The sequence below is a fragment of the Glaciecola sp. XM2 genome (assembly GCF_018595715.1).
GTDB lineage: Bacteria > Pseudomonadota > Gammaproteobacteria > Enterobacterales > Alteromonadaceae > Glaciecola.
On record NZ_JAHEOJ010000026.1, the window covers coordinates 56,059 to 77,611 of the forward strand.

Here is a 21,553-nt window from a genome sequence, read left to right on the forward strand (position 1 = left end):
TTGCAAACGTGCCGATAAATTACACAGAAGTATGAATTTAAATACAGAAGAAGAGTAAATATTCCGTAATATGAGATGTAGACCAATTTACTTGTTTTATAAGCAATCTGATAAAAGTAACTAACTATGATCAAGCTTGAAGGATACAAACTACCTCAAAAAGCAAACTTGCGTATCGCTATTGTTGAAGACAACAATACCGCACGCCTGAATCTTCGCAGCCATTTAATGTCAATCGATGGATTTGAAATATCGAGTTACAGTAACGGCAAAGAGCTTCGAAACGGTCTACGTACTGTCAACTTCGACATGGTCTTTATCGATTTTCATTTAGGACAAGCTAAAAATGGCGTAGAGTGGATTCAGCAGCTCATTGAAGCCAAAGCATTTAAGCCATCAATGGGTTTGTTCTTTGTTACCTCAGACAGCCAGCCGCAAACTATCGGTCAAATTTTAGATTTACATCCCGACTTCATCTTAATTAAGCCATATACCATGAAAAGCTTGGCGACTAACGTGCGTCACTATTTGTCAGCACGCAGAAGCCTGTTACCCGCACTTAAATACATGGACGCTAACCGCAACCAAATGGCAATTCATTACGTTAATGAACAGTTAGACAAAGGCGTACCAAAACGCATCGAAACCGACTTTATTAAATTAAAGGGGCGTCTGCTCATTATTGAAAAGCGTTACGACGAGGCAATCAGCTTATATTCAAGCGTACTAGACAAGGCCAATGGCGTGTTATGGGCGCACTGGGGCCTCATCAAAAGTGAATTCTTTACGGGTAAATGGCAAGAATGCCAAAAAATGCTAGACCGATTAATCGATGAAAGTCTTACCAAAGAAAAAGCGTACGAATGGCTTGCAAGCGTGGAGATCGGCCGTAAGAATTTTATCCATGCTGAACAATTATTAGATAATATTAGAGATACCGACCTTACCATTCAAGCCACGCGATTAAAGGTACTTTGCTATAAAATGCAGGGCAAAACTGCAGACGCACTCGCATTGCTTGAGAAAAAAGTACAAAGCAACTTGAGCATAAAAGAACGCTTAGTGGATTACGCAATGGAGCTGGCCCGCTATCACCTGCACGTAGCTGAACTAGAAGCCGATGGCGATAATAGTCAAAGCGTTTCGGCCGCCCGTGTAATGCTTGGCAAAGCCGGACGAGGGATCTCAGACCGTCAGTCTGAACAGCAAAAAGACAACATGCTCGCACTATCGTTTTTACTAGATGACGATAAACCACGAGCAGAGCGTATCATCAGTGAATCCAGCCATAGCTTACAATTGCGTAATGCCAACGTGAGCAGCATGGTTGACGCGGTAAAAGTGTGGTTTGGTTTAGGACACCTAGATAAGGCCAAAGAGCTGTTAGAAGCCTGCGATAACTTAATGCTTGAACAAGAGAGTCATATCGATAGCCTCATCGCCAATGAAGTAGTCGCTAAAGCTGAAAAGTCATTGGGTCTGGAAAAAGAGCGCGCTATTTCAGTTAACGAAAAAGGCATGCAAGAATACCGCGCACAAAACTTTAGCGCTGCCTTAGCCCATTTTTATAAGGCCTACTGCACCTTCCCTGGCGTGCCTGCCTTTGCCTTGAACTTATTGCAATGCTTAGGGGATTGTCAGCAAAGCGAGTACAAAGATGTAACGGTTGAAAAGCTGCTGCATGAACTGGATGCCATTAGCCTATCGGATAAGAATTTGATTCGCATGGATTCGATTAAACAAAAATTTAAGATGATTGCCTGATCCAAGGGTTAAACCTCATCGGTATATGATAGTATTATCGTTTTTACGGATTATCCTATGTCGACTCCAACTGCCCAAGACAATGTGCACAGCCACAGTGTCACTCTGAACAACGCTGATCAGCTCGACCTGTCGCAATATAAAGGCAAGGTTCTATTGCTGGTCAATACCGCAAGCAAATGCGGCTTTACCCCACAATATGAAGGCTTAGAGGCTTTGTATCAATCCCATAAAGATAAGGGCTTAGAAATCATTGGTTTTCCCTGTGACCAGTTTGGGCATCAAGAGCCAGGCAATGATGATGAAATTGCACAGTTTTGCTCACTGAAATTCAATGTAAGCTTTCCTATGTCGACAAAAGTTGAGGTTAACGGAGACAATACCACCCCGCTTTATCAGACGCTAAAAACTCAAGCGCCCGGTTTGCTCGGTTCGACACGAATTAAATGGAACTTCACTAAATTCTTAGTCAGTAAAGACGGGCAAGTGGTTAAACGTTATGCTCCCACCACTAAACCACAGGATATTGTGAACGACATTGAAGCAGAACTTGCCAAAACCGTTTAGGGGTTTCGCATTTTAAGTGAATTGGGCTTGGCAATAACAAGCCAGGTTAATTTGCCACCATACCGACTACCGCCAAATGCTTGGAGTTTGGACTTATCGAGAGTCTGCCCGCCCCCTTAATCCCAAACTCACTCAAATCTGCAACCGCTTGCATTGTGCCATTTTCAAATGGCTTGCTTTGAAACAAAACATTGTTTTGTATCATAAATATTCGTTGGTCTTGTGACCAAGTATAATCATGATTATCCCCAACAATGCTTAGCAAAGGCGTGACAGAAAGAGTAGTCGGGTCAATCATTTTAATCACGACTTGTTCGTTCAATTGGCGATGCACAAAACTGAAATTATCAGTTTGTGGAATAAGGTGTGGCGTTGCCGGTGGAGTATTACCTGCAACAAAGTGGTAAGTTGATGTTGATTGATTAACAAGCTTAATGCTAAAGCCATAACGGGACCAATATAAAAAATCCTGGGTCTTATCATTAAAAGCGAAATAGCCTATCGGCTCTCTGTTGTCACTTGCTTGCATTAACCAGCTCGGTGCATTCGGGGCACTTCGCTGTGCACGCCAAACGCTGCCGTTTCTATCACTGACAAATAACATCGACGCATTATCGGCGCTCGGCGTCGGTGAGTACTCGGTGTTGGCACCGTCAGTCACTTGCCTGTGCTCTGCTGTCGCAAGCACGTACTCGAACACATCTACAACACTGTCTTGCTCCCGCGAATACAAGAACGTGGTGCTGTCAGGCGTAAAATAGGGCTGGTTGTCATACCCCATGCGCTTAGTGGTATTGACGACATTAGAAATGCTGACTGTGTCACCCTCTATAAGCAAATCAAATAAGAAAATTTCGGTCAGGGATGCCGGACTTACAGGCGCCTCTTGCGGGGCTTCAAGATATTCTGACAATGCAGATTGTGTATACATCAACAATGGCAAAGCGCTTATCAAAACTTGGAGAAACTTCATCTATTGTTCCTTTTATTGTGTATGCCACCGAGCGTAAGGGCGCACTATCTTGCCCGCCTCTACTAGTTATCTGTGAGGGGCTTATTGTTAAACCCTTTAATGAAATCAGGGAGTTCACTAGCAGGCAATGGCTTACTAAAATAATATCCTTGGTAGTCACAATTTTTATCACCTAAAAAGGCTACCTGGCTTTCAGTCTCTACGCCTTCGGCAATGACCTCTAGCTTCAGCGTTTTTGCCAAGCCAATAATGGCATCAGTGATAGCCTTATCATCTTCATCATCAGGTATATCGTTGATAAAAGAGCGGTCGATTTTTAAGCGATCGATAGGCAGCTGTTTCAAATAACTGAGCGATGAATAACCTGTACCAAAATCATCAAGGGATACCGATATTCCCATTTGACGAAAACGCTGCAGCTTCTTAATCGCTTCATCGGTGTTATCCATGACCAGACTTTCAGTAATCTCTAGCTCGAGAGATGAGGCCGATAACGCAGTTTGCTCTAATATACCGACCACCTCTTCAACAAAGTCAGTGTTATAGAATTGCACAGCACTGAGATTTACGGCCATTTTACCTAGCTTGTAGCCTTGCTGCTGCCATTGCGCTGCTTGTTTACACGCTGTTCTCAAGACCCATTTTCCGATCTTACCAATCGTGCCATTTTGTTCAGCGATTGGAATAAATCTATCAGGGGGAATGAGACCGTCTGTGGGATGCTGCCAGCGAATCAAGGCTTCGATACCCACGATTTCATTTAAGTCGGCCGAAAACTGCGGTTGATACACTAAAAAGAACTGCTCTTCGACGAGCGCTTTCTTCAAGGCATTTTCCATGTATACAAACTCAGCGGCTTGGCTGGTAAACTCCGAAGAATAAAATGTAAAGGTGTTTTTACCGCTCTCTTTGGCTTTATACATTGCCGCATCGGCATGGGCCATCAGATATGCAATATCCTGCGCATCTTGGGGATACATGCTGATACCGATGCTTGCTGTCACGCTAATTTCAATATCGTTAATGATAAAAGTATCTTGCAGCGAATGAAGCAAATGTCGGGCAACGTGTGTTACATCCGCCACGTTTTTTGCATCCTCCACAATCACTACAAACTCATCACCACTGATGCGAGCAACAGTATCTGACTCTCGTATTGACACACAGAGTCTTTGTGCAACGTGACGTAAAAGCGTATCGCCCACCGGATGTCCCATGCTGTCATTGACGTGCTTAAATCGGTCAAGGTCAATAAACATAAGGGCTAAGGAGCGATTATTGCGAGCAGATATGCGTATACTGTGCTCCAACTTTTCAGTTAACAAAACGCGATTAGGTAGGTCGGTAAGCGGATCGTGATGGGCCAAGTGAGTCAGTTTGTCTTGCTGTTCTTTGAGCGTAGAAATATCAGAAAATACGCCAACGTAGCCTTGCGCCTCGCCTCCTTCATAAAAGGTATTGATGGTCAGTAGCTCAGGGTACACAGTTCCATCTTTACGACGATTCACAATTTCTCCCTGCCAATTCCCCTCTCTTTTAATCGACACCCACATTTTGCGATAAAAGTCTCTATCTTGAAGGTCAGAGGTGAACACATTTGGCGTCTTGCCCATAACCTCTTGTTCTGTAAACCCCGTTATTTTACAAAAGGCCTTATTTACTTCTACAATTTTACTATTTAAATCAGTAATCATGACCCCCTCTGCCGTGCTCTCAAACACGGCGGCGGCCTGTCTTAGCTTTTGTTCTGAAGAGATGCGATCTGTGATATCGATAGCAGAGCCGTAAACAACGCCTTCATCAAGGGAAATATTTGAAGACCACGATAAATAACGATAATGCCCATCGTAATGTCGATATCGATTCACAAAGTTTTCAGAGTACCGATAACCCTCAACAATCTCGTCTTTTTCTTGATTGGTCATCTCAAGATCATCGGGGTGCAAAAACGCTGAAATATTCTGACCAACAAAGTGCTCAATAGGATAGCCTAGGGTGTTCGTCCAATTTTGATTGACCTTTAAGAAGTTACCCTCAAAGTCGAATATCGCATTTAAGGCAAAGGGTTGTTCAAAAAAGCTATCTAGTGCTTTTTCTAAATGTTGTTCTGTCGTGACGTCAAGTACGACACTATTCCACATTATGTCGCCATTTTCCGCCCGTCTCGGAGAGCCCGTGCCTTTTAAGTTTTTAGTTTTCCCCGATGGCGTAACAATTTGCCATTCATGTGACCAGTACGACAATGATGTTGCAGATTCAACAATCGACTGTTGTAAAGCTTCAATATCATCTGGTTGCACCATGTCCCAGATGAGCGAGGGTGATTCTACAGCCTCCCTAGGAGATACCTCCCACACATGTCGACAGCCAGCACTCATGTAAGCAATTTTATCGGTGTTGTCAGCGCATAAAATATATCTAAAAATGGCACCTGGGATGCCGTTAGTTAACTCTTCATATAGCGCTTCGGCTTGGGATGAATTGCCATCTGAGTCTAACAAATACAGTTTATTATCAATCGCTGCGTCATCTAGCTGACCTGTGGCGTCATGACTAATATCTGAACTTTTAGAGGTATTGGCGTTGTCTGACTTCATATACAAGGTATATTTGAAGGACGTATATATACAATGTTAGGTATTAGCATGTATTCGTCCTGAGTTCATCTGCGAGATATTGTTAGTGTAATGTATAGATCTGAATTTTAGCAAGTTTTGGACCGGTAACAATTTACGTATTTTGTGCGTTGTCCTTTATCGTTTTATGTATTTAATCGTCAAGATCCCTACCGGGCTATCAATTGTGAACACACAATGTAAAACGAAACGCAGTTAGTTCAGCTTTCTCACTCGAATATAAAAGTACTTCCCCAGCCATTTATAGGGCGTCTGAGCGCCATACTGCTTCTCAAGTGCAAGCAACTCGTCAAACCGATTACTCTGCATACTTGGGTCTCGCATGTAGTCATGAAAGCAGCGGATACCCGCGCTTAACTCGATACTTATATCATCTCGTTTTGCCAGATGCTCCAGCACGCTAGCAGGTGACTGTGGATTGTGCGGATTCAATCGCACGACATTTCGCACTTTCATGCCTTTTTCTATGTAATCAAAATTGCCGTAGATTGCGTTATTAAACAACATTGCTTGTTGGTTGAAAAAACTCACACTCATCTGCCCGTCCACTTTTACATGCGCTAACAGTGCGTCTAATGCCTGTAAAGGATGCTCAAGCCATTCTAAGACAGCATGGCACACGACAAGATCATATTTGCCGCTTATGCTATCGATGCCGCCTAATGTAAATTGAGTATGAGGATGCCCATTCAGTCGCTCACGGGCGATACTAAGGGCTTCTTCAGATACATCCACTAGATGCAAGTGATGACCTTGCTGCGCAAAGGCCTGCGCCATCATACCAGTGCCAGCCCCTGCATCTAATACAGTCATGGGCGCACCATTGAGCAAGTCGCTTAGATAAAAACACAGCAACTGGTGGCGCATTTGCCCCTTTGTTGTGCCGTAGATATTGCGGTCAAACTTGTTTGCAATGCCATCAAAACTGCCACTTTTCATAGATGCTTACGCCGGATTTTGAATATCAACAAAACTCACTTTTAGCCCAAAATTTTCAGCTAAGTGCTCGCCGACAGCTTTTACGCCATAACGCTCAGTAGCATGGTGTCCTGCGGCGAAATAATCGATGCCGAGCTCGCGCGCACTGTGGGTGGTTTGTTCGGAGATTTCACCAGAGATAAAAGCGTCGATACCGCACCCATCTGTCGATAGGTTTACCAGCTCATCTATAAACCCTTGCCCACCACCGGTGCACCAAGCAACGCGTTTTATCTGGGCACTACCACCCACACTGACCGGTGCACGATGCAAAGCGTGCTGCAAACGCGCGCTCAACTGCTCGTGAGTAATTGCCTCTGGCAAAATCCCCTGCATGACCACACCTTCAGGTGCAATATCAACCACAGGAGTAACCTCAGTTAGTGCCAGTAGCTTTGCAAGCTGTGCATTGTTGCCAAGCGTTGGGTGAACATCTAAGGGTAAGTGGTACGCAAACAGATTGATATCATGTTGCAAAAGCGCCGCAATTCGACGCTTTTTCATTCCCACGATGTTATAAGCCTCGTTTTTCCAAAAATAACCGTGATGAACTAGAATTGCGTCGGCATCCAAGGCAATCGCATGGTCAATAAGCGCCTGACTTGCCGTCACGCCAGTTACGATATGATGAATCTCCTCTTTACCTTCAACTTGAAGGCCATTTGGACAATAGTCTTTAACCAAATGAGGTGATAATAGTTGATTTAGAGTCGATAAAAGCTGATCACGCTGCAATTTCGCTTCCTTTTGCTAAGAAATTAGACTTTTTCGTCAGATTATGGTTTCATTCATAATATTAACATCATTACAACAATAAAGGTTTATTTTACTCAATGAGCAAACTAGATAAAGACAGCGTCATCGAAAAATTCACCACTGCTTATACAGCGGCAAATGGTAAAGCGCCTCAGATTGAAGCTAAAGGCGGTTGGTACAGCGTAGATGGCGGTAAAAACATGCGCTTGGCACAATTGGACGAATTAGCCGATAGCATGGCAGGCAGTGCACCAGCACCTAAAAAGGCCGAAAAGGCAGCACCTGCCAAAGAAAAAGCAGCGCCTAAAAAAGCTGAACCGAAAAAAGCTGAACCAAAAAAAGCAGAGCCTAAAAAGGCTGCAGCAAAGAAACCCGCTGCGAAGAAAGCTAAGAAGCCAGCTTCCGCCTTCTCTGTAAAGGATTTCTATACTGCGCAGATTCAAGAAGCTAATCCTGGCAGCAGAGCACCACGCTAGATTCTAAAGAATAGACGCAATAAAAAAAACAGCACGTGGTGCTGTTTTTTTATGTTTGCTCGTTAATGTGTAAGCGCATCTCGCTGAATACTAAAAGTGCCAGCGCCCTGCTTGATTCATCACTTTAGTGACCACGTTTTCCACCCCTTCTGAGGCCGCAATACCCAGTTTTTGCGCAAGGGTCTTTTTCGTCGCATATTTCAATCGATATAGCTTATGGGTGTCATTCGCTTTCAACAAAAAATCATCCGACGTTTGGATGTCATCTACGAGATTTAACGCTTTAGCTTTAGTGCCATACCAATATTCGCCTGTTGAGACCTTGGCGATATCAATATCCTTGCGATGTTCGGATACAAAATCCTTAAACATCTGGTGCACCTCTTCCAACTCACTTCTAAACTTTTGGCGACCGTCGTCAGTGTTTTCACCAAACAAGGTCAGCGTGCGTTTGAATTCTCCTGACGTGTGCATTTCAAAATCAATATCGTTCTTTTTCAAGATTTTATTAAAGTTGGGGATTTGTGCAATCACACCAATAGAACCAACAATTGCAAACGGCGCGGCAATTATCTTGTCAGCCACGCAGGCCATCATATAGCCGCCACTCGCCGCTACCTTATCGATACTGATGGTCAGTTTAAGCCCTTTGTCTTTTATGCGCTGAAGCTGAGACGCAGCCAAGCCATAGCCATGCACTACACCGCCACCACTCTCCACATTCACTAAGACCTCATCTCCTTCTTGCGCAACACACAAAACTGCAGTGATTTCTTTGCGCAATGAGTCTACTTCTTTGGCCATCGAAGAGCCGACAAAATTGATCACAAAAAGGTTGGGCTTAGCGTCAGTTTCGGCATCTGCGTCTTTTTTCTTCGCCTTTTTTGCTTTTTGCGCCTTTTTATCTGCTTTTTGTTTCTCTTTTAGCTGGTCCTTATCTAATAGCACCGATTCAGCTTGGTGCTTTAGGTCATCAAAGGTCTCTGAAATAGAATCAAACTCTAAGCTGCCTGGGCGTTGCTTTTGCTTACTCGCCATGGACACAACAAAGCCGACTACAATCAAGATAGCAACCACCCATGTGATCACTTTGGCTGCAAACAGCCCGTATTCAAATAAAAACTCCAAACATTTACTCCATTTATTTTAAGCGGCGTGTGTAGTGGATGTGGGGCCTTTTGTAAAAACAAGAAGGGTGTGTTTAACAAAACACACCCTTAAACTTTTTATATCGTTAGCCTCTGCGCATCTTACGAAGTCGCGCTTGACTAATTGGCCACAACAGACGTGTCGGTTACCACTATCGTTGGCGTTCCCATTTGAGTAGTGGCAAAGAACTGCGCAAGTTGTCTTTGCATTTCTACTGTCGTTGCCGCGCTTGGTACAGGAGCAAGCAAAGAACCATGAGAGCCAGCTATAAATCTTACTATGCCGTTACCTTCAGTGGTAACGCTCACGCCCGGCAATCCAATTAACCCTGCTAACGCTTCTGTTCCAGAAAGCGGTGGAACAAAGTTAGGGATGGTTTGGTCAGGTAATGCAGTACTTCCATCGTCGTTTGTACCACCACCGACTACCGATGCCATATAAACAGGCGTTGATTGCGCACCAAGAATAGCGGCGTAAGTATTTGGGTCACCTGCATCTAGCATTGTTTGCGCAGCATATGCAAATTGAGCAAATATAGCGTTAGCCGTGGCTTGCTGCTCGGCGTTAAACGTAGCAGAGAATGCTGCGTACGCACCTGGTAAGGCAGATTCAAGAGGTAGCTGATTTTCTGCTGCAAATTGACCTAAAAACGCTTGAAACTCTGGTGATGTAGCCGCAAACAAAGACCCTTTAACAAGGTTTCCAAACGAGCCAGACTCTAAAAGGAAACCAGCGATACCACCGCCAGGAACGTTTAACCCTGCTCCTTTAATCGCAAACATAGAATCAAAATTCGCTAACGCTGGATTAACTTGCGCCAAACTTTCATTTGCGATTGCGGTAGCCGATGTCGCAGCTATTGCACCTAAAGACTGACCGGCAAGATAAACGCTAGAGGCGTCGATATCAACTGAACCTGATGGGTCGACAAGCGCGTTGACACCCAATCTTAAACCAATCAAATCGATGATCGCCTGTCTGTTATTATCGCGAGATGATAGCAAGTTAGCTAGGTTGAAGTAATCGGTAGTAGAACCACCTAAACCATTCGTCGCGTTAATGATTGTGCCATCTTCTAACACAAAACCACGCTCACCATGCAAAGGTTGGTCGATTGCAATCGTTGCAAAACCAGCCAACGAGAGCGCACCACTTGCAGCTAACATGGCTTCTTTACTGCTGGTAATACCGTGAGACAAAATAACCACTGGCCATCCTGCTTCTGGTTTTGTTATCGCAGACACTGTGGGATTAATAGCCGCCAGCGTTTGAATAAAATCGACATCAGGTACAGATATTTGAACACTTAGGGTTTCAGTACCATCAGCATTACGGCCTTTTGGCTTTGGAATCGGGCTGTAGCGCGTTAAGTGACGGCTATCAAGAATCCCTAATGCAGATACGTCTAAATCTAATAAGCTACCGCCAGATGCAGTCTGACAATAGTCATTTAATGGACCAACAGGTAATGTTCCATTAGCAATAAGACCTGGAATATTTTCAGCGCCAATACCTTGTAAGGCTAAGCCATTAGTACATGCTGCTTCCCAGCTGTCACTAAGTGGCTCGGTTGGGCTTAAATAATACGGCAGATTAATAGTCGCTTCAGTCACTTCTGCTGAGCATAACAAACCAAAAGCGGCGAAAGTAGAAGACGCTGTTGGAAATAAGGGGGAATCTGGATTGGTAGCCGCGCCAACTAAGCCAGCACAATTACCTAGACCAACAGCTTGTAAGCCAGCAAAAGCATCAGCGCCTAAAAACAACGGCGCAACCACATCATATGCAGTTCGAGGTGACGTAGCATCCACTAAGATTGCAGGTAAAAATTGGCCTGCAGCCGCTGTAGCAGTTGCAAGATCTGCCCCTTGGCCTAATGCAGTGCTAAAGGCCTGCGCAAACCCGCCTATTTGCAAACCTTTTATGGTATTAAAGATGTCACTGGTAGTTTGCGTGGTAAACGTAGAGCTGTAGATAATAGAGTCTGCATCTACACCGCCTTGACTGACTAAGACGCTCTCATATGAATTGACTAAACCCTGCAGCGCTAGCTGAGACTCAGATCCAAGAGGAGAAGTTGCAATGGGCTGGCGCACTAACTCATACGTAGTTGAACCCTTCAACGCGCGACCATCACTTGCTTTGAGACCGTCTGTAAGCACCACATAATAGCTCGTGGCTCCCTCAAACGCTTTTAATGGGATAACATTGATGTTATTGCCTGATGCCTGAGCAACAAAGTCAACACCAAACGTAAGCTCATCATATATCTTACAACCTGTTAATGGCGACGCAGTTGTGCAATCAGGGTCTCTAAGATCACCCCCTATTGCGCCTCTGAATATACGAACAGAGCCTGGCGTGCTAACAGACGCAGCATCAAGACTAATACCCGCGGCATGTCCTGTGGATATCGAAAACGCAGCCTGCGTACTCCAACCATCTTGAGCACCTAATGCAACACCTGGATCGCTATAATCGGCAACGCCGTTATTAGCTAATCGAGATTCAACCTCGTCTGGCAATTCTAGCGTACCATCCTGTGTTTGCCCTGCAAGCGCGAACAACAAATCGGTAGGCACCGGCAACACAGCATTTGTAGGATCGAATAATATTCTTGATGCTGGTCTCTCCGCTGTCGCTTCAGCTTGTAGATCCTCGATGGTTTCGCCACCACCACATCCGGCAAGCCCCAATGCTGCGATTATACTTGTGCTTACTAACAGTTTTTTCATTCTTTCTCCCTACTCAATCCATGAATGCTTAATTTGTTGAGTGACTAAAAATAATTGGTAACACGCGTTTTGCATTAGCGTAACTCGTATGACCAGTTTAATAACGCCTATAGTATTGACTTTATCAGCACTTTGCAAAGTGTTTGTAAACGTAATGTAATAAAAAACTCAATTATGATGTTTAGTATTAGCTGATACTTTAGGTAATTCAAATTATGGGCTACTATTTGCGCCTCTTTTTTCAACATATGCGTTTTTATGTCTAATTTAGCACCCCATTTAAGCTTTTCGCCATCTCCTACTGCCCTGCAATCCAAAGTCATTTTAGTGACTGGGGCTGGAGACGGTATTGGTAAAACCGCTGCGCTCACATACGCATCGCTTGGCGCAACGGTCATCCTCTTGGGGCGCACCGTCGAAAAACTCGAGGGTGTATACGACCAAATTGTCGCTGCGGGTCATCCTCAGCCAAGCATTGTTCCAATGGACTTGGCAGGCGCTACCGCTCAACATTACCAAGGCTTAGCAGACACCATAAATGGAGAGTACGGCAAGCTCGATGGCGTATTACTAAACGCAGGTATCTTAGGCGCATTGTGCCCGTTTGCTGAAATCAAAAGCAAAGAATATGACAACGTTATGCAAGTTAACGTCAACAGCCAGTTCTATTTGCTACAGGCTTTATTGCCGTTACTTAAACATAACAAAACGGCGTCGGTCATTTTTACTAGCTCTGGCGTGGGACGCGTGGGACGCGCATTCTGGGGCACCTACAGCATATCGAAATTTGCTACCGAGGGAATGATGCAAGTGCTTGCTGATGAATTTAAAAACAGCGGTTTACGATTTAACTGCATCAATCCAGGTGCCACGCGCACTGACATGAGAGCCAAAGCATATCCAGCGGAGGATGCTTTACTGCTTAAAACACCAGAAGACATTATGGCAACGTACACCTATCTGATGGCTGATGATTCCATGGGTATTACTGGCCAAAGCTTGGACTGTCAGCCTAAGTAAAACCTAAACAGTAAATAGAACACCACAAAAAAGCGCCTTTAGAAGGCGCTTTTTAGCATTGAAGAACGATTAATTAATCACCAATTTTCGCCCAAGTATCGCGCAGTTCAACCGTTCGGTTGAAAATAAGCTTGTCAGGTGTACTTTCTTCGTCAACACAAAAATAACCTGTTCTTTCAAATTGAAAGCGTTCAAGGTTTTCAGATTGCGCTAAAGCGGGTTCAACAAAGCCGTGCTTAACCACCAAAGACGATGCATTAATACAGCCTGCAAAATCCTCTTGTGCAGCAGGGTTTGCCTCAGTAAACAATCTGTCATAGAGCATAAACTGCGCTGGCTTCGCTTCTGTTGCACTTACCCAATGAATAACACCCTTTGCCTTGCGGCCATCTGCAGGATCTTTGCCTAATGTGTCTGGGTCATAAGTACAGTATATTGTAGTCACTTCACCGTTTTGGTCTTTATCGACGCTATTTGCCTTTAGGAAATAAGCATTTCTAAGCCGCACTTCTTTATCTAAAACGAGGCGCTTAAATTTCTTATTCGCTTGCTCTCTAAAATCTTCTCGTTCTATCCAAAGGGTTTTTGAAAAGGCGATTTTGCGTGTACCCATGCCCTCTTCGCTTGGATGATTAGCCGCATCAATCCACTCAACCTTATCCTCGGGATAGTTTTCTATTACCACCTTAATTGGATCGAGAACCGCCATGCGTCTTGGTGCATCGGTATTTAGTTCATCGCGAATACAGGCTTCTAACATGCTCATCTCTACCATGTTATCCATCTTGGTTACGCCAATCCGTTTACAAAATTCTTGGATAGAAGCAGGAGTGTATCCACGACGTCGAATACCGGCGATGGTTGGCATACGCGGATCATCCCATCCATTCACGTGCTTATCTTCCACTAATTGAATGAGCCTGCGTTTACTCAACACGGTGTACTCAAGGTTGAGACGACTAAACTCGTACTGACGAGGTGTGCACTCAATGCTGATATTTTCAATCACCCAGTCATATAAACGGCGATTATCCTGGAACTCTAGCGTACATAAAGAATGCGTGATCCCCTCAATTGCGTCTGAAATACAATGCGTAAAGTCATACATTGGATAGATGCACCACTTATCCCCAGTTTGGTGATGATGCGCAAACTTTACCCGATAAATGACCGGATCGCGCATGCACATAAACGCAGACGCCATATCAATTTTAGCGCGCAAGCTACAAGAGCCCTCTTTGTATTCACCAGCCTTCATCTTTTCAAAGTGAGCGAGGTTTTCTTCAGGAGTGGTATCACGGTATGGGCTATTTTGACCTGGCTCAGTTAAGGTACCACGCAAGGCTCTGACCTCGTCAGGAGAGCTAAAATCAACGTATGCTAAGCCCTTTTCAATCAACTCAACCGCATAGCCATACAGAGCATCAAAATAATCTGAGGAATAACGTTCTTTGCCTGCCCACTCAAACCCGAGCCATTTAACATCTTGCTTTATTGCATTGACGTAATCGATGTTTTCTTTATCAGGGTTGGTATCATCAAAGCGCAGATTACAGGTTCCTTGGTAATCTTGTGCGATACCAAAATTCAAGCAAATCGATTTTGCATGCCCCATGTGTAAATAACCATTTGGCTCAGGCGGGAAGCGTGTAGCAACGCTTGAATGTAAGCCAGAGGCCAAGTCTTTATCGATGATTTGACGAATAAAGTTGGACGGACGTGGCGCAGTCTCGGCCATAGAATGTATATCCTTTTGCGAATGTAGTTCAGGTAATAAGCAAAGTATATCACCCCGACACAAATTTCATCATGGCTTTTTGTTGATTATTTTGGTTTTTGTATACTGCAAATACAAAAAATCCGCGATAAACGCGGATTTTTTTAATCGCTTAGAAAAGCGTTAATTACCAACCGGTAATCTCGCGCAATCCTTTACCTATTTCAGCAAGTGAACGAACCGTTTTAACGCCAGCATCTTCCAATGCTTTAAACTTCTCGTCAGCAGTACCTTTGCCTCCAGAAATAATTGCTCCGGCGTGGCCCATACGCTTACCAGCAGGTGCAGTTACACCAGCAATGTAAGACACAACAGGCTTAGTTACGTTAGCTTTGATGTAGGCAGCCGCTTCTTCTTCAGCAGTACCACCAATCTCACCAATCATCACGATCGCTTCAGTTTCAGGGTCTTCTTGGAACAAGGCTAATATGTCGATAAAGTTTGAACCAGGGATTGGGTCACCGCCAATACCAACACACGTTGATTGACCAAAACCTTCGTCAGTGGTTTGCTTAACCGCTTCATAAGTCAATGTACCAGAGCGAGATACAATACCTACTTTACCTTTCTTATGAATGTGACCTGGCATAATACCAATCTTACACTCATCAGGGGTAATAACACCCGGGCAGTTAGGACCAATCATGCGCACGCCTTTGCCATCGACATATTCTTTTACGTATAACATGTCGATAGTTGGGATGCCTTCGGTAATACATACAATCAGTTCAATGCCAGCATCAGCGGCTTCGACGATTGAATCTTTACAAAATGGTGCAGGAACGTAGATAACCGTTGCAGTCGCGCCAGTGGCTGCAACTGCGTCTTTAACGGTGTTAAACACAGGTAAACCCAAGTGAGTTGTACCACCTTTACCGGGTGTTACACCACCAACCATTTGCGTACCATAAGCAATCGCTTGCTCAGAATGGAATGTACCTTGTCCACCAGTAAAACCTTGGCAGATTACTTTCGTATCTTTATTAATTAATACTGACATTATTTGCCCTCCGCTGCAGCAACGACTTTCTGCGCTGCATCCGACAAAGATTCAGCTGCAATAATATCTAATCCAGAGCCGGCTAACACTTCGCGACCGAGTTCTGCATTGGTGCCTTCTAAACGAACTACCACTGGCACTTCAACACCTACTTCTTTAACTGCACCGATAATACCTTCAGCAATCATGTCACAACGTACAATACCGCCAAATATATTTACCAATACTGCTTTTACATTAGAATCAGATAGGATGATTTTAAACGCTTCAGCTACACGCTCTTTCGTTGCGCCGCCACCAACGTCTAGGAAGTTAGCAGGGTTACCGCCGTGCAAATTAACGATATCCATCGTACCCATTGCCAGGCCTGCGCCATTTACCATACAGCCTACGTTTCCATCAAGGGCAACGTAGTTAAGCTCCCATTTTGCTGCAATCGCTTCACGCTCATCTTCTTGTGAAGGATCGTGCATGTCGCGCATTTTTGGCTGACGATATAAAGCGTTGCTGTCGACCGCGAGCTTTGCATCTAAGCAATGTAAATCACCGTCTGCTTTAATCACTAGCGGATTAACTTCGATTAGTGCGATATCCAAGTCTTCAAACATCTTCGCAAGGCCTAAGAAGATCTGCGTAAACTGCTTAATCTGAACACCTTTAAGGCCAAGGGCGAAAGCAATTTCTCTTGCCTGATAAGGTTGTGCACCTACAAGCGGATCGACTTCTGCTTTTAGGATTTTCTCAGGTGTTTCTTCAGCTACTTTCTCAATTTCAACACCACCTTCTGTAGAGGCCATGAATACAATTTTACGAGAAGTTCTATCGACAACTGCGCCTAAGTACAATTCTTGGGCGATATCTGTACAAGTCTCAACAAGGATGCGCGTAACAGGTTGACCGTTTTCATCTGTTTGGTAAGTGACAAGATTTTTGCCTAACCAATTTTGTGCAAACGTTCTAATTTCGTCTTTAGTTTTAACAAGCTTAACGCCGCCAGCTTTTCCGCGACCGCCTGCGTGCACTTGGCACTTAACTACCCATTCGTTTCCGCCAATGCGGTCGGCTGCTTCAACAGCACTTTGGGGAGTATCAGCAGCGTATCCTTCAGATACAGGCAAGCCGTACTCTTTGAATAGCTGTTTACCCTGATATTCATGCAAATTCATGGTGATTTATCCAATTTTTGTTGAGTGATGGGCCAAACATAGTGGCCCTGATAATCGACGCAGGCTATATTTCAAACCTGCGACACTGACGATGATACCTTAAGTATCATCTAAAGCGCTCGTTTCAGACCAAAGTATCAAACGTCTAATAACAAGCGAGTTGGATCTTCCAACATTTCTTTCACGGTCACTAAGAAGCCGACCGATTCTTTACCATCAATGATGCGGTGATCGTACGATAACGCTAGATACATCATTGGTAAAATTTCTACTTTCCCATCAACAGCCATAGGACGATCTTGGATTTTATGCATACCCAAGATAGCACTTTGAGGTGGGTTGATGATTGGCGTAGACATTAGCGAGCCGAAGACGCCGCCATTGGTAATGGTGAAGTTTCCGCCCTGTAACTCTGCCAATGACAACTTACCGTCACGACCTTTGATGGCTAACTCTTTGATACCTTTTTCGATGCCCGCCATACCCAACGTATCGGTGTCTTTTAACACTGGTGTCACAAGACCACGTGGGGTAGAGACAGCAATCGAAATATCAAAGTAGTTATGATAGCAAATATCATCGCCATCGAGTGAAGCATTTACTTCAGGGAAGCGTTTTAGCGCCTCGGTTACCGCTTTTACATAAAACGACATGAAACCAAGACGAATACCGTGACGCTTCTCAAAGCTATCTTGATACTGCTTGCGAAGGTCCATAATGGGCTTCATGTTCACTTCGTTAAAGGTTGTTAGCATGGCTGTTGAGTTTTTAGCTTCTAACAAGCGATTGGCGATGGTTTTACGTAAACGCGTCATTGGCACGCGTTTTTCAGTACGTTCACCGACTGCAACGACCGGTGCAGATTCTGGTGCCGCTTTCGCTGGCGCTGGGGCACCTTTAAGATGTTTTTCAACGTCTTCTTTGGTGATACGTCCACCTTTTCCAGAGCCTTTCACAGCACTAGGATCAATGTCTTTTTCAGCTAGCAGTCTTCTGACAGATGGCGATAACGCATCGGTATCTGCCTCACCACTGTCACTTGGAGCGTCTGCTTGAGCAGGCGCAGCACTTGCGCCAGCACCTTCAATGAAGGTGGCAATAACTGCTTCAGCCGTAACCGTTTCACCCTCTTGGGCGATGATCGCTTTTAACGAGCCATCCGCTGGTGCAACGACTTCTAGTACCACTTTGTCAGTTTCAATATCAACGAGGTTTTGATCACGAGACACTGCCTCACCTACTTGTACATGCCAAGTAGCAATCGTTGCATCGGCAACCGACTCCGGTAATACCGGCACCTTAATTTCGGTTTCTGCGCCACCGGCATCACTTGCTGGGGCTTCGCTTTCAGTTTTTGCTGGTTCTTTTGACGACATCTCGCCCTTTCCTTCTTCTATGGTTCCAATGACTTGTTCACCCATTACTGTTGCGCCTTCTTCGGCAGTAATGTCACCCATCACCCCATCAGAAGGAGCAACAACTTCTAGAACAACTTTATCTGTTTCAATATCGACTAAATTTTGATCTCGCGTGACAGAATCACCCGCTTTCACATGCCAAGTGGCTATCGTTGCATCTGCAACCGACTCTGGAAGAACTGGAACTTTGATTTCATGTGCCATTGGGGTTCCTTATTTAAGTGTGAGTGCGTCTTCAATCAACGCTTTTTGTTGTTGATTGTGGACAGATACATAGCCAACCGCAGGAGAAGCCGAAGCCTTTCTACCCGCATAAGTCAGCTTTGCATCAGACGGTATTGAGTTAATGAAGTGATGCTGACTACAGTACCATGCGCCTTGGTTTTGCGGCTCTTCTTGACACCATACCCAATCTTTCACATGACTGTATTTTTCAACTACTTTCGCCATCTCTTCTTGCGGGAATGGATAAAGCTGTTCTATACGCACGAGCGCAACATCGTCTTGTTCATTTTTACGGCGTTGGTCTAACAAATCGTAATATACCTTGCCTGAGCACATTACCACGCGCTTAACCGATTTCGGCTTTATCTCATCAATCTCATCGATGACGTTATAAAATACGCCCGCTGCCAACTCGTCAATGCTACTTACTGCTAACGGGTGACGCAGTAACGACTTAGGAGACATCACAATCAGCGGACGACGCATTGGTCTGACCGATTGACGACGCAACATATTATAAACTTGCGCTGGGGTTGATGGCACGCAAACTTGCCAGTTATGGTCAGCACACATTTGTAAGAAACGCTCTAAGCGTGCCGAACTATGCTCAGGCCCTTGCCCTTCATAGCCATGAGGAAGCAACACTGTAAGGCCACATAACCTGCCCCACTTAGCCTCACCAGATGAAAGAAACTGATCAAATACAACTTGGGCGCCGTTTGCAAAATCACCAAACTGGGCTTCCCAAATGGTTAAGGTTGCAGGCTCTGCCGTTGCATAGCCATATTCAAATGCCATCACCGCTTCTTCGGATAACACCGAGTCGTATATTTCGATATTACCTTGGTCATCGCTAATGTGCTTGAGCGGCATATATTCATCACCACTATCTTGACCGTGCAATACCGCATGACGATGGAAAAACGTACCGCGACCAGAATCCTGACCGGTAATACGAATATTGGTCCCTTCTTTTAAGATAGAGGCATACGCTAAGTTTTCTGCCATACCCCAATCGAGTAGACGTTCACCTTCAACCATTGCCACACGGTCTTTGTAAAGCTTGTTCACTCGAGATTGCAAGCGATGACTTTCAGGGATGTTCGTTAGGGCTTCGCCTAACTTTTTCATGTCATCGGTGCTGAGTTTGCCGTTATATTCAGCATCCCAGTCGTGGCCAAGAAACGGTGTCCAATCTACTGAGTGCTCTGTCATCGGACGCCATTCATCTACCACGCAAGCACCATGGTCAAGCGCTGCACGATACTCCGCCATTAAACGCTCAACCTCAGCGGCATCAATAGTACCCTCTGCAATAAGCTGATCGGCATACACTTGGCGAGGAACAGGATGCTTTTTAATTTTTTGATACATCAACGGCTGAGTTGCATTTGGCTCGTCGGCTTCATTGTGCCCGTGACGGCGATAACATACTAAATCAATAACGACATCACGCTTAAACTTGTTGCGATAATCTAATGCGAGTTTGGTAACAAACAATACCGCTTCAGGGTCATCGGCATTAACGTGGAAAATTGGCGCCTGCACCATTTTAGCAATATCGGTACAATACTGCGTAGAGCGGGTATCTTCGGTTTTAGACGTTGTAAAGCCCACTTGGTTATTAATAACAATGCGTACCGTTCCACCCACCGAGAAGCCGCGTGTTTGAGACATGTTGAACGTCTCTTGCACCACGCCTTGCCCTGCAATAGCTGAGTCACCGTGAATAGTAATAGGTAATACTGCTGAACCATCGGTGCAATTACGACGTTGTAGACGCGCGCGTACCGAGCCCATGACCACCGGGTTAACGATTTCTAAGTGCGATGGGTTAAATGCCAAAGCCAAGTGCACGTTACCGCCAGGAGTTGCGAAATCTGAAGAGAAGCCTGCGTGATATTTTACGTCGCCAGCACCGAGTGAATCGTCGTGCTTGCCCGCAAATTCGTCAAACAATACAGAGGGGTTTTTACCGAGAACGTTAACCAGTACATTCAAGCGGCCTCTATGCGCCATTCCCAATACGACCTCTTTAGCGCCTTGGGTACCGGCCTCAGTAATTAGGCCTTTTAACATTGGAATCAATGCATCGCCACCCTCAAGTGAGAAGCGCTTGGCACCAGTAAACTTCGCTCCAAGGTATTTTTCCATACCATCAGCTGCTACCAGGCCCTTTAATATTTTGATTTTTTCATCACGGCTAATAACCGGCTTAGCTTCTACCGATTCTATGCGTTGCTGAAGCCAGCGTTTTTGCTCAGTATCGGTAATGTGCATGTATTCAGAACCGATTGAACCGCAATACGTGCGGTTTAGTGATTTAAACAAATCACCCAACTTCATCTTTTCAGCATCTACCGCATATGAACCTAAGTTGAAGATGGTTTCAAAATCTGATTCTTTTAAATTATGATGTGAAAGCTCTAAGTCGCGAACGCGTTCTTGTTGCCATAACCCTAATGGGTCTAAATTAGCATGCTGATGACCACGGAAACGATAAGCATTTATCAGCTGCAGTACCTTAACCTGTCTTTCATCAGTGGGAATATCGTTTTGTGCAGATCCACCACCGCCCATGCGAGCAGCTGGGCCAAGCGCGGCCATTCTCTTAAACTCTTCTCGAATATCGGAGTGGTTAGTTTCAACACTCACGCCATCGACTTTAGGAAGTTCGTCAAAAATAGATTTCCATGTTTCAGGAACGTCTTGGGGATTGCTTAGATAGATTTCATAAAGTTCTTCGACATAAGAAGCATTGCCGCCTGCCATATGGGACGAATCCCACCACGCTTTCATCACGCTATTTTGCATTATTTAGCCTTGATATCATCATTAACCAACGAAAGGTACTATATTACAAATGCTATTGTATTCTAAGTAATTTTCTTTTTAAATCTCCTACCACTATAG

The 21,553-nt window shown here is 44.7% G+C and carries 15 protein-coding genes; 4 read left to right on the forward strand and 11 right to left on the reverse strand.

Annotation, left to right across the window (positions count from 1 at the left end; genetic code table 11):
• The first annotated feature begins 126 nt into the window (after positions 1 to 126).
• Both KJ365_RS13850 and KJ365_RS13855 read left to right on the forward strand, forming a co-directional pair.
• Complete coding sequence (locus tag KJ365_RS13850; protein WP_214452274.1) at positions 127 to 1,764, forward strand: tetratricopeptide repeat protein; 1,638 nt, start codon at positions 127 to 129, stop codon at positions 1,762 to 1,764.
• Between the two features lie 57 nt (positions 1,765 to 1,821).
• The gene (locus KJ365_RS13855) at positions 1,822 to 2,331 is read left to right on the forward strand and encodes a glutathione peroxidase (protein ID WP_214452275.1); all 510 of its coding nucleotides are present in this window, start codon (positions 1,822 to 1,824) and stop codon (positions 2,329 to 2,331) included.
• 46 nt (positions 2,332 to 2,377) lie between these two features.
• Here the strand turns inward: KJ365_RS13855 and KJ365_RS13860 are convergent, their stop codons facing one another.
• The 4 genes from KJ365_RS13860 to KJ365_RS13875 all read right to left on the reverse strand — a co-directional run bounded on the left by KJ365_RS13860 (position 2,378) and on the right by KJ365_RS13875 (position 7,653).
• Entirely contained in the window at positions 2,378 to 3,304 is a 927-nt protein-coding gene (locus tag KJ365_RS13860) for a TolB family protein (RefSeq protein WP_214452276.1), read from the reverse strand.
• A 62-nt stretch (positions 3,305 to 3,366) separates the two neighbouring features.
• Positions 3,367 to 5,901, reverse strand: a complete 2,535-nt coding sequence (locus tag KJ365_RS13865) for a sensor domain-containing protein (protein ID WP_214452277.1) — start codon at positions 5,899 to 5,901, stop codon at positions 3,367 to 3,369.
• Positions 5,902 to 6,135: 234 nt separating this feature from the next.
• Complete coding sequence (locus tag KJ365_RS13870) at positions 6,136 to 6,879, reverse strand: methyltransferase domain-containing protein (protein ID WP_214452278.1); 744 nt, start codon at positions 6,877 to 6,879, stop codon at positions 6,136 to 6,138.
• 6 nt (positions 6,880 to 6,885) lie between these two features.
• Complete coding sequence (locus tag KJ365_RS13875; RefSeq protein ID WP_214452279.1) at positions 6,886 to 7,653, reverse strand: Nif3-like dinuclear metal center hexameric protein; 768 nt, start codon at positions 7,651 to 7,653, stop codon at positions 6,886 to 6,888.
• 98 nt (positions 7,654 to 7,751) lie between these two features.
• On the opposite strand from KJ365_RS13875, the gene KJ365_RS13880 reads away from it, so the two are divergent.
• Positions 7,752 to 8,150: a hypothetical protein gene (locus KJ365_RS13880; protein ID WP_214452280.1), complete on the forward strand. Its 399-nt coding sequence runs from the start codon at positions 7,752 to 7,754 to the stop codon at positions 8,148 to 8,150.
• 90 nt (positions 8,151 to 8,240) lie between these two features.
• Here KJ365_RS13880 and sohB read toward each other — a convergent pair whose 3' ends face one another.
• Both sohB and KJ365_RS13890 read right to left on the reverse strand, forming a co-directional pair.
• Complete coding sequence (gene sohB, locus KJ365_RS13885; RefSeq protein WP_214452281.1) at positions 8,241 to 9,278, reverse strand: protease SohB; 1,038 nt, start codon at positions 9,276 to 9,278, stop codon at positions 8,241 to 8,243.
• Between the two features lie 140 nt (positions 9,279 to 9,418).
• Positions 9,419 to 12,034, reverse strand: a complete 2,616-nt coding sequence (locus KJ365_RS13890) for a VolA/Pla-1 family phospholipase (RefSeq protein ID WP_214452282.1) — start codon at positions 12,032 to 12,034, stop codon at positions 9,419 to 9,421.
• Positions 12,035 to 12,292: 258 nt separating this feature from the next.
• On the opposite strand from KJ365_RS13890, the gene KJ365_RS13895 reads away from it, so the two are divergent.
• Positions 12,293 to 13,054, forward strand: a complete 762-nt coding sequence (locus KJ365_RS13895) for a YciK family oxidoreductase (RefSeq protein ID WP_214452283.1) — start codon at positions 12,293 to 12,295, stop codon at positions 13,052 to 13,054.
• 73 nt (positions 13,055 to 13,127) lie between these two features.
• On the opposite strand, the gene glnS is transcribed toward KJ365_RS13895, so the two are convergent.
• The 5 genes from glnS to KJ365_RS13920 form a co-directional block, all read right to left on the reverse strand.
• Complete coding sequence (gene glnS / locus KJ365_RS13900; protein ID WP_214452284.1) at positions 13,128 to 14,792, reverse strand: glutamine--tRNA ligase; 1,665 nt, start codon at positions 14,790 to 14,792, stop codon at positions 13,128 to 13,130.
• Between the two features lie 166 nt (positions 14,793 to 14,958).
• Positions 14,959 to 15,831, reverse strand: coding sequence for a succinate--CoA ligase subunit alpha (sucD, locus tag KJ365_RS13905; protein WP_214452285.1), 873 nt, complete (start codon positions 15,829 to 15,831; stop codon positions 14,959 to 14,961).
• Positions 15,831 to 16,997: an ADP-forming succinate--CoA ligase subunit beta gene (gene sucC, locus KJ365_RS13910; protein ID WP_214452286.1), complete on the reverse strand. Its 1,167-nt coding sequence runs from the start codon at positions 16,995 to 16,997 to the stop codon at positions 15,831 to 15,833. The genes sucD and sucC overlap by 1 nt, the downstream gene beginning before the upstream one ends.
• 137 nt (positions 16,998 to 17,134) lie before the next feature.
• Positions 17,135 to 18,619 carry a 2-oxoglutarate dehydrogenase complex dihydrolipoyllysine-residue succinyltransferase gene (gene odhB / locus KJ365_RS13915; RefSeq protein ID WP_214452287.1) on the reverse strand — a complete coding sequence of 495 codons (1,485 nt, stop codon included), beginning with the start codon at positions 18,617 to 18,619 and terminating at the stop codon, positions 17,135 to 17,137.
• Positions 18,620 to 18,628: 9 nt separating this feature from the next.
• On the reverse strand, positions 18,629 to 21,454 hold the full coding sequence (locus KJ365_RS13920; RefSeq protein WP_214452288.1) for a 2-oxoglutarate dehydrogenase E1 component: 2,826 nt from the start codon (positions 21,452 to 21,454) through the stop codon (positions 18,629 to 18,631).
• Positions 21,455 to 21,553 lie beyond the last annotated feature (99 nt).

Coding starts and splice junctions, on each gene's coding strand:
- sucC (WP_214452286.1), bottom strand. CDS start 16,997: ATGAATTTGCATGAATATCAGGGTAAACAGCTATTCAAAGAGTACGGC.
- KJ365_RS13850 (WP_214452274.1), top strand. CDS start 127: ATGATCAAGCTTGAAGGATACAAACTACCTCAAAAAGCAAACTTGCGT.
- sucD (WP_214452285.1), bottom strand. CDS start 15,831: ATGTCAGTATTAATTAATAAAGATACGAAAGTAATCTGCCAAGGTTTT.
- odhB (WP_214452287.1), bottom strand. CDS start 18,619: ATGGCACATGAAATCAAAGTTCCAGTTCTTCCAGAGTCGGTTGCAGAT.
- KJ365_RS13920 (WP_214452288.1), bottom strand. CDS start 21,454: ATGCAAAATAGCGTGATGAAAGCGTGGTGGGATTCGTCCCATATGGCA.
- KJ365_RS13860 (WP_214452276.1), bottom strand. CDS start 3,304: ATGAAGTTTCTCCAAGTTTTGATAAGCGCTTTGCCATTGTTGATGTAT.
- glnS (WP_214452284.1), bottom strand. CDS start 14,792: ATGGCCGAGACTGCGCCACGTCCGTCCAACTTTATTCGTCAAATCATC.
- KJ365_RS13880 (WP_214452280.1), top strand. CDS start 7,752: ATGAGCAAACTAGATAAAGACAGCGTCATCGAAAAATTCACCACTGCT.
- KJ365_RS13865 (WP_214452277.1), bottom strand. CDS start 5,901: ATGAAGTCAGACAACGCCAATACCTCTAAAAGTTCAGATATTAGTCAT.
- KJ365_RS13855 (WP_214452275.1), top strand. CDS start 1,822: ATGTCGACTCCAACTGCCCAAGACAATGTGCACAGCCACAGTGTCACT.
- KJ365_RS13895 (WP_214452283.1), top strand. CDS start 12,293: ATGTCTAATTTAGCACCCCATTTAAGCTTTTCGCCATCTCCTACTGCC.
- KJ365_RS13870 (WP_214452278.1), bottom strand. CDS start 6,879: ATGAAAAGTGGCAGTTTTGATGGCATTGCAAACAAGTTTGACCGCAAT.
- KJ365_RS13890 (WP_214452282.1), bottom strand. CDS start 12,034: ATGAAAAAACTGTTAGTAAGCACAAGTATAATCGCAGCATTGGGGCTT.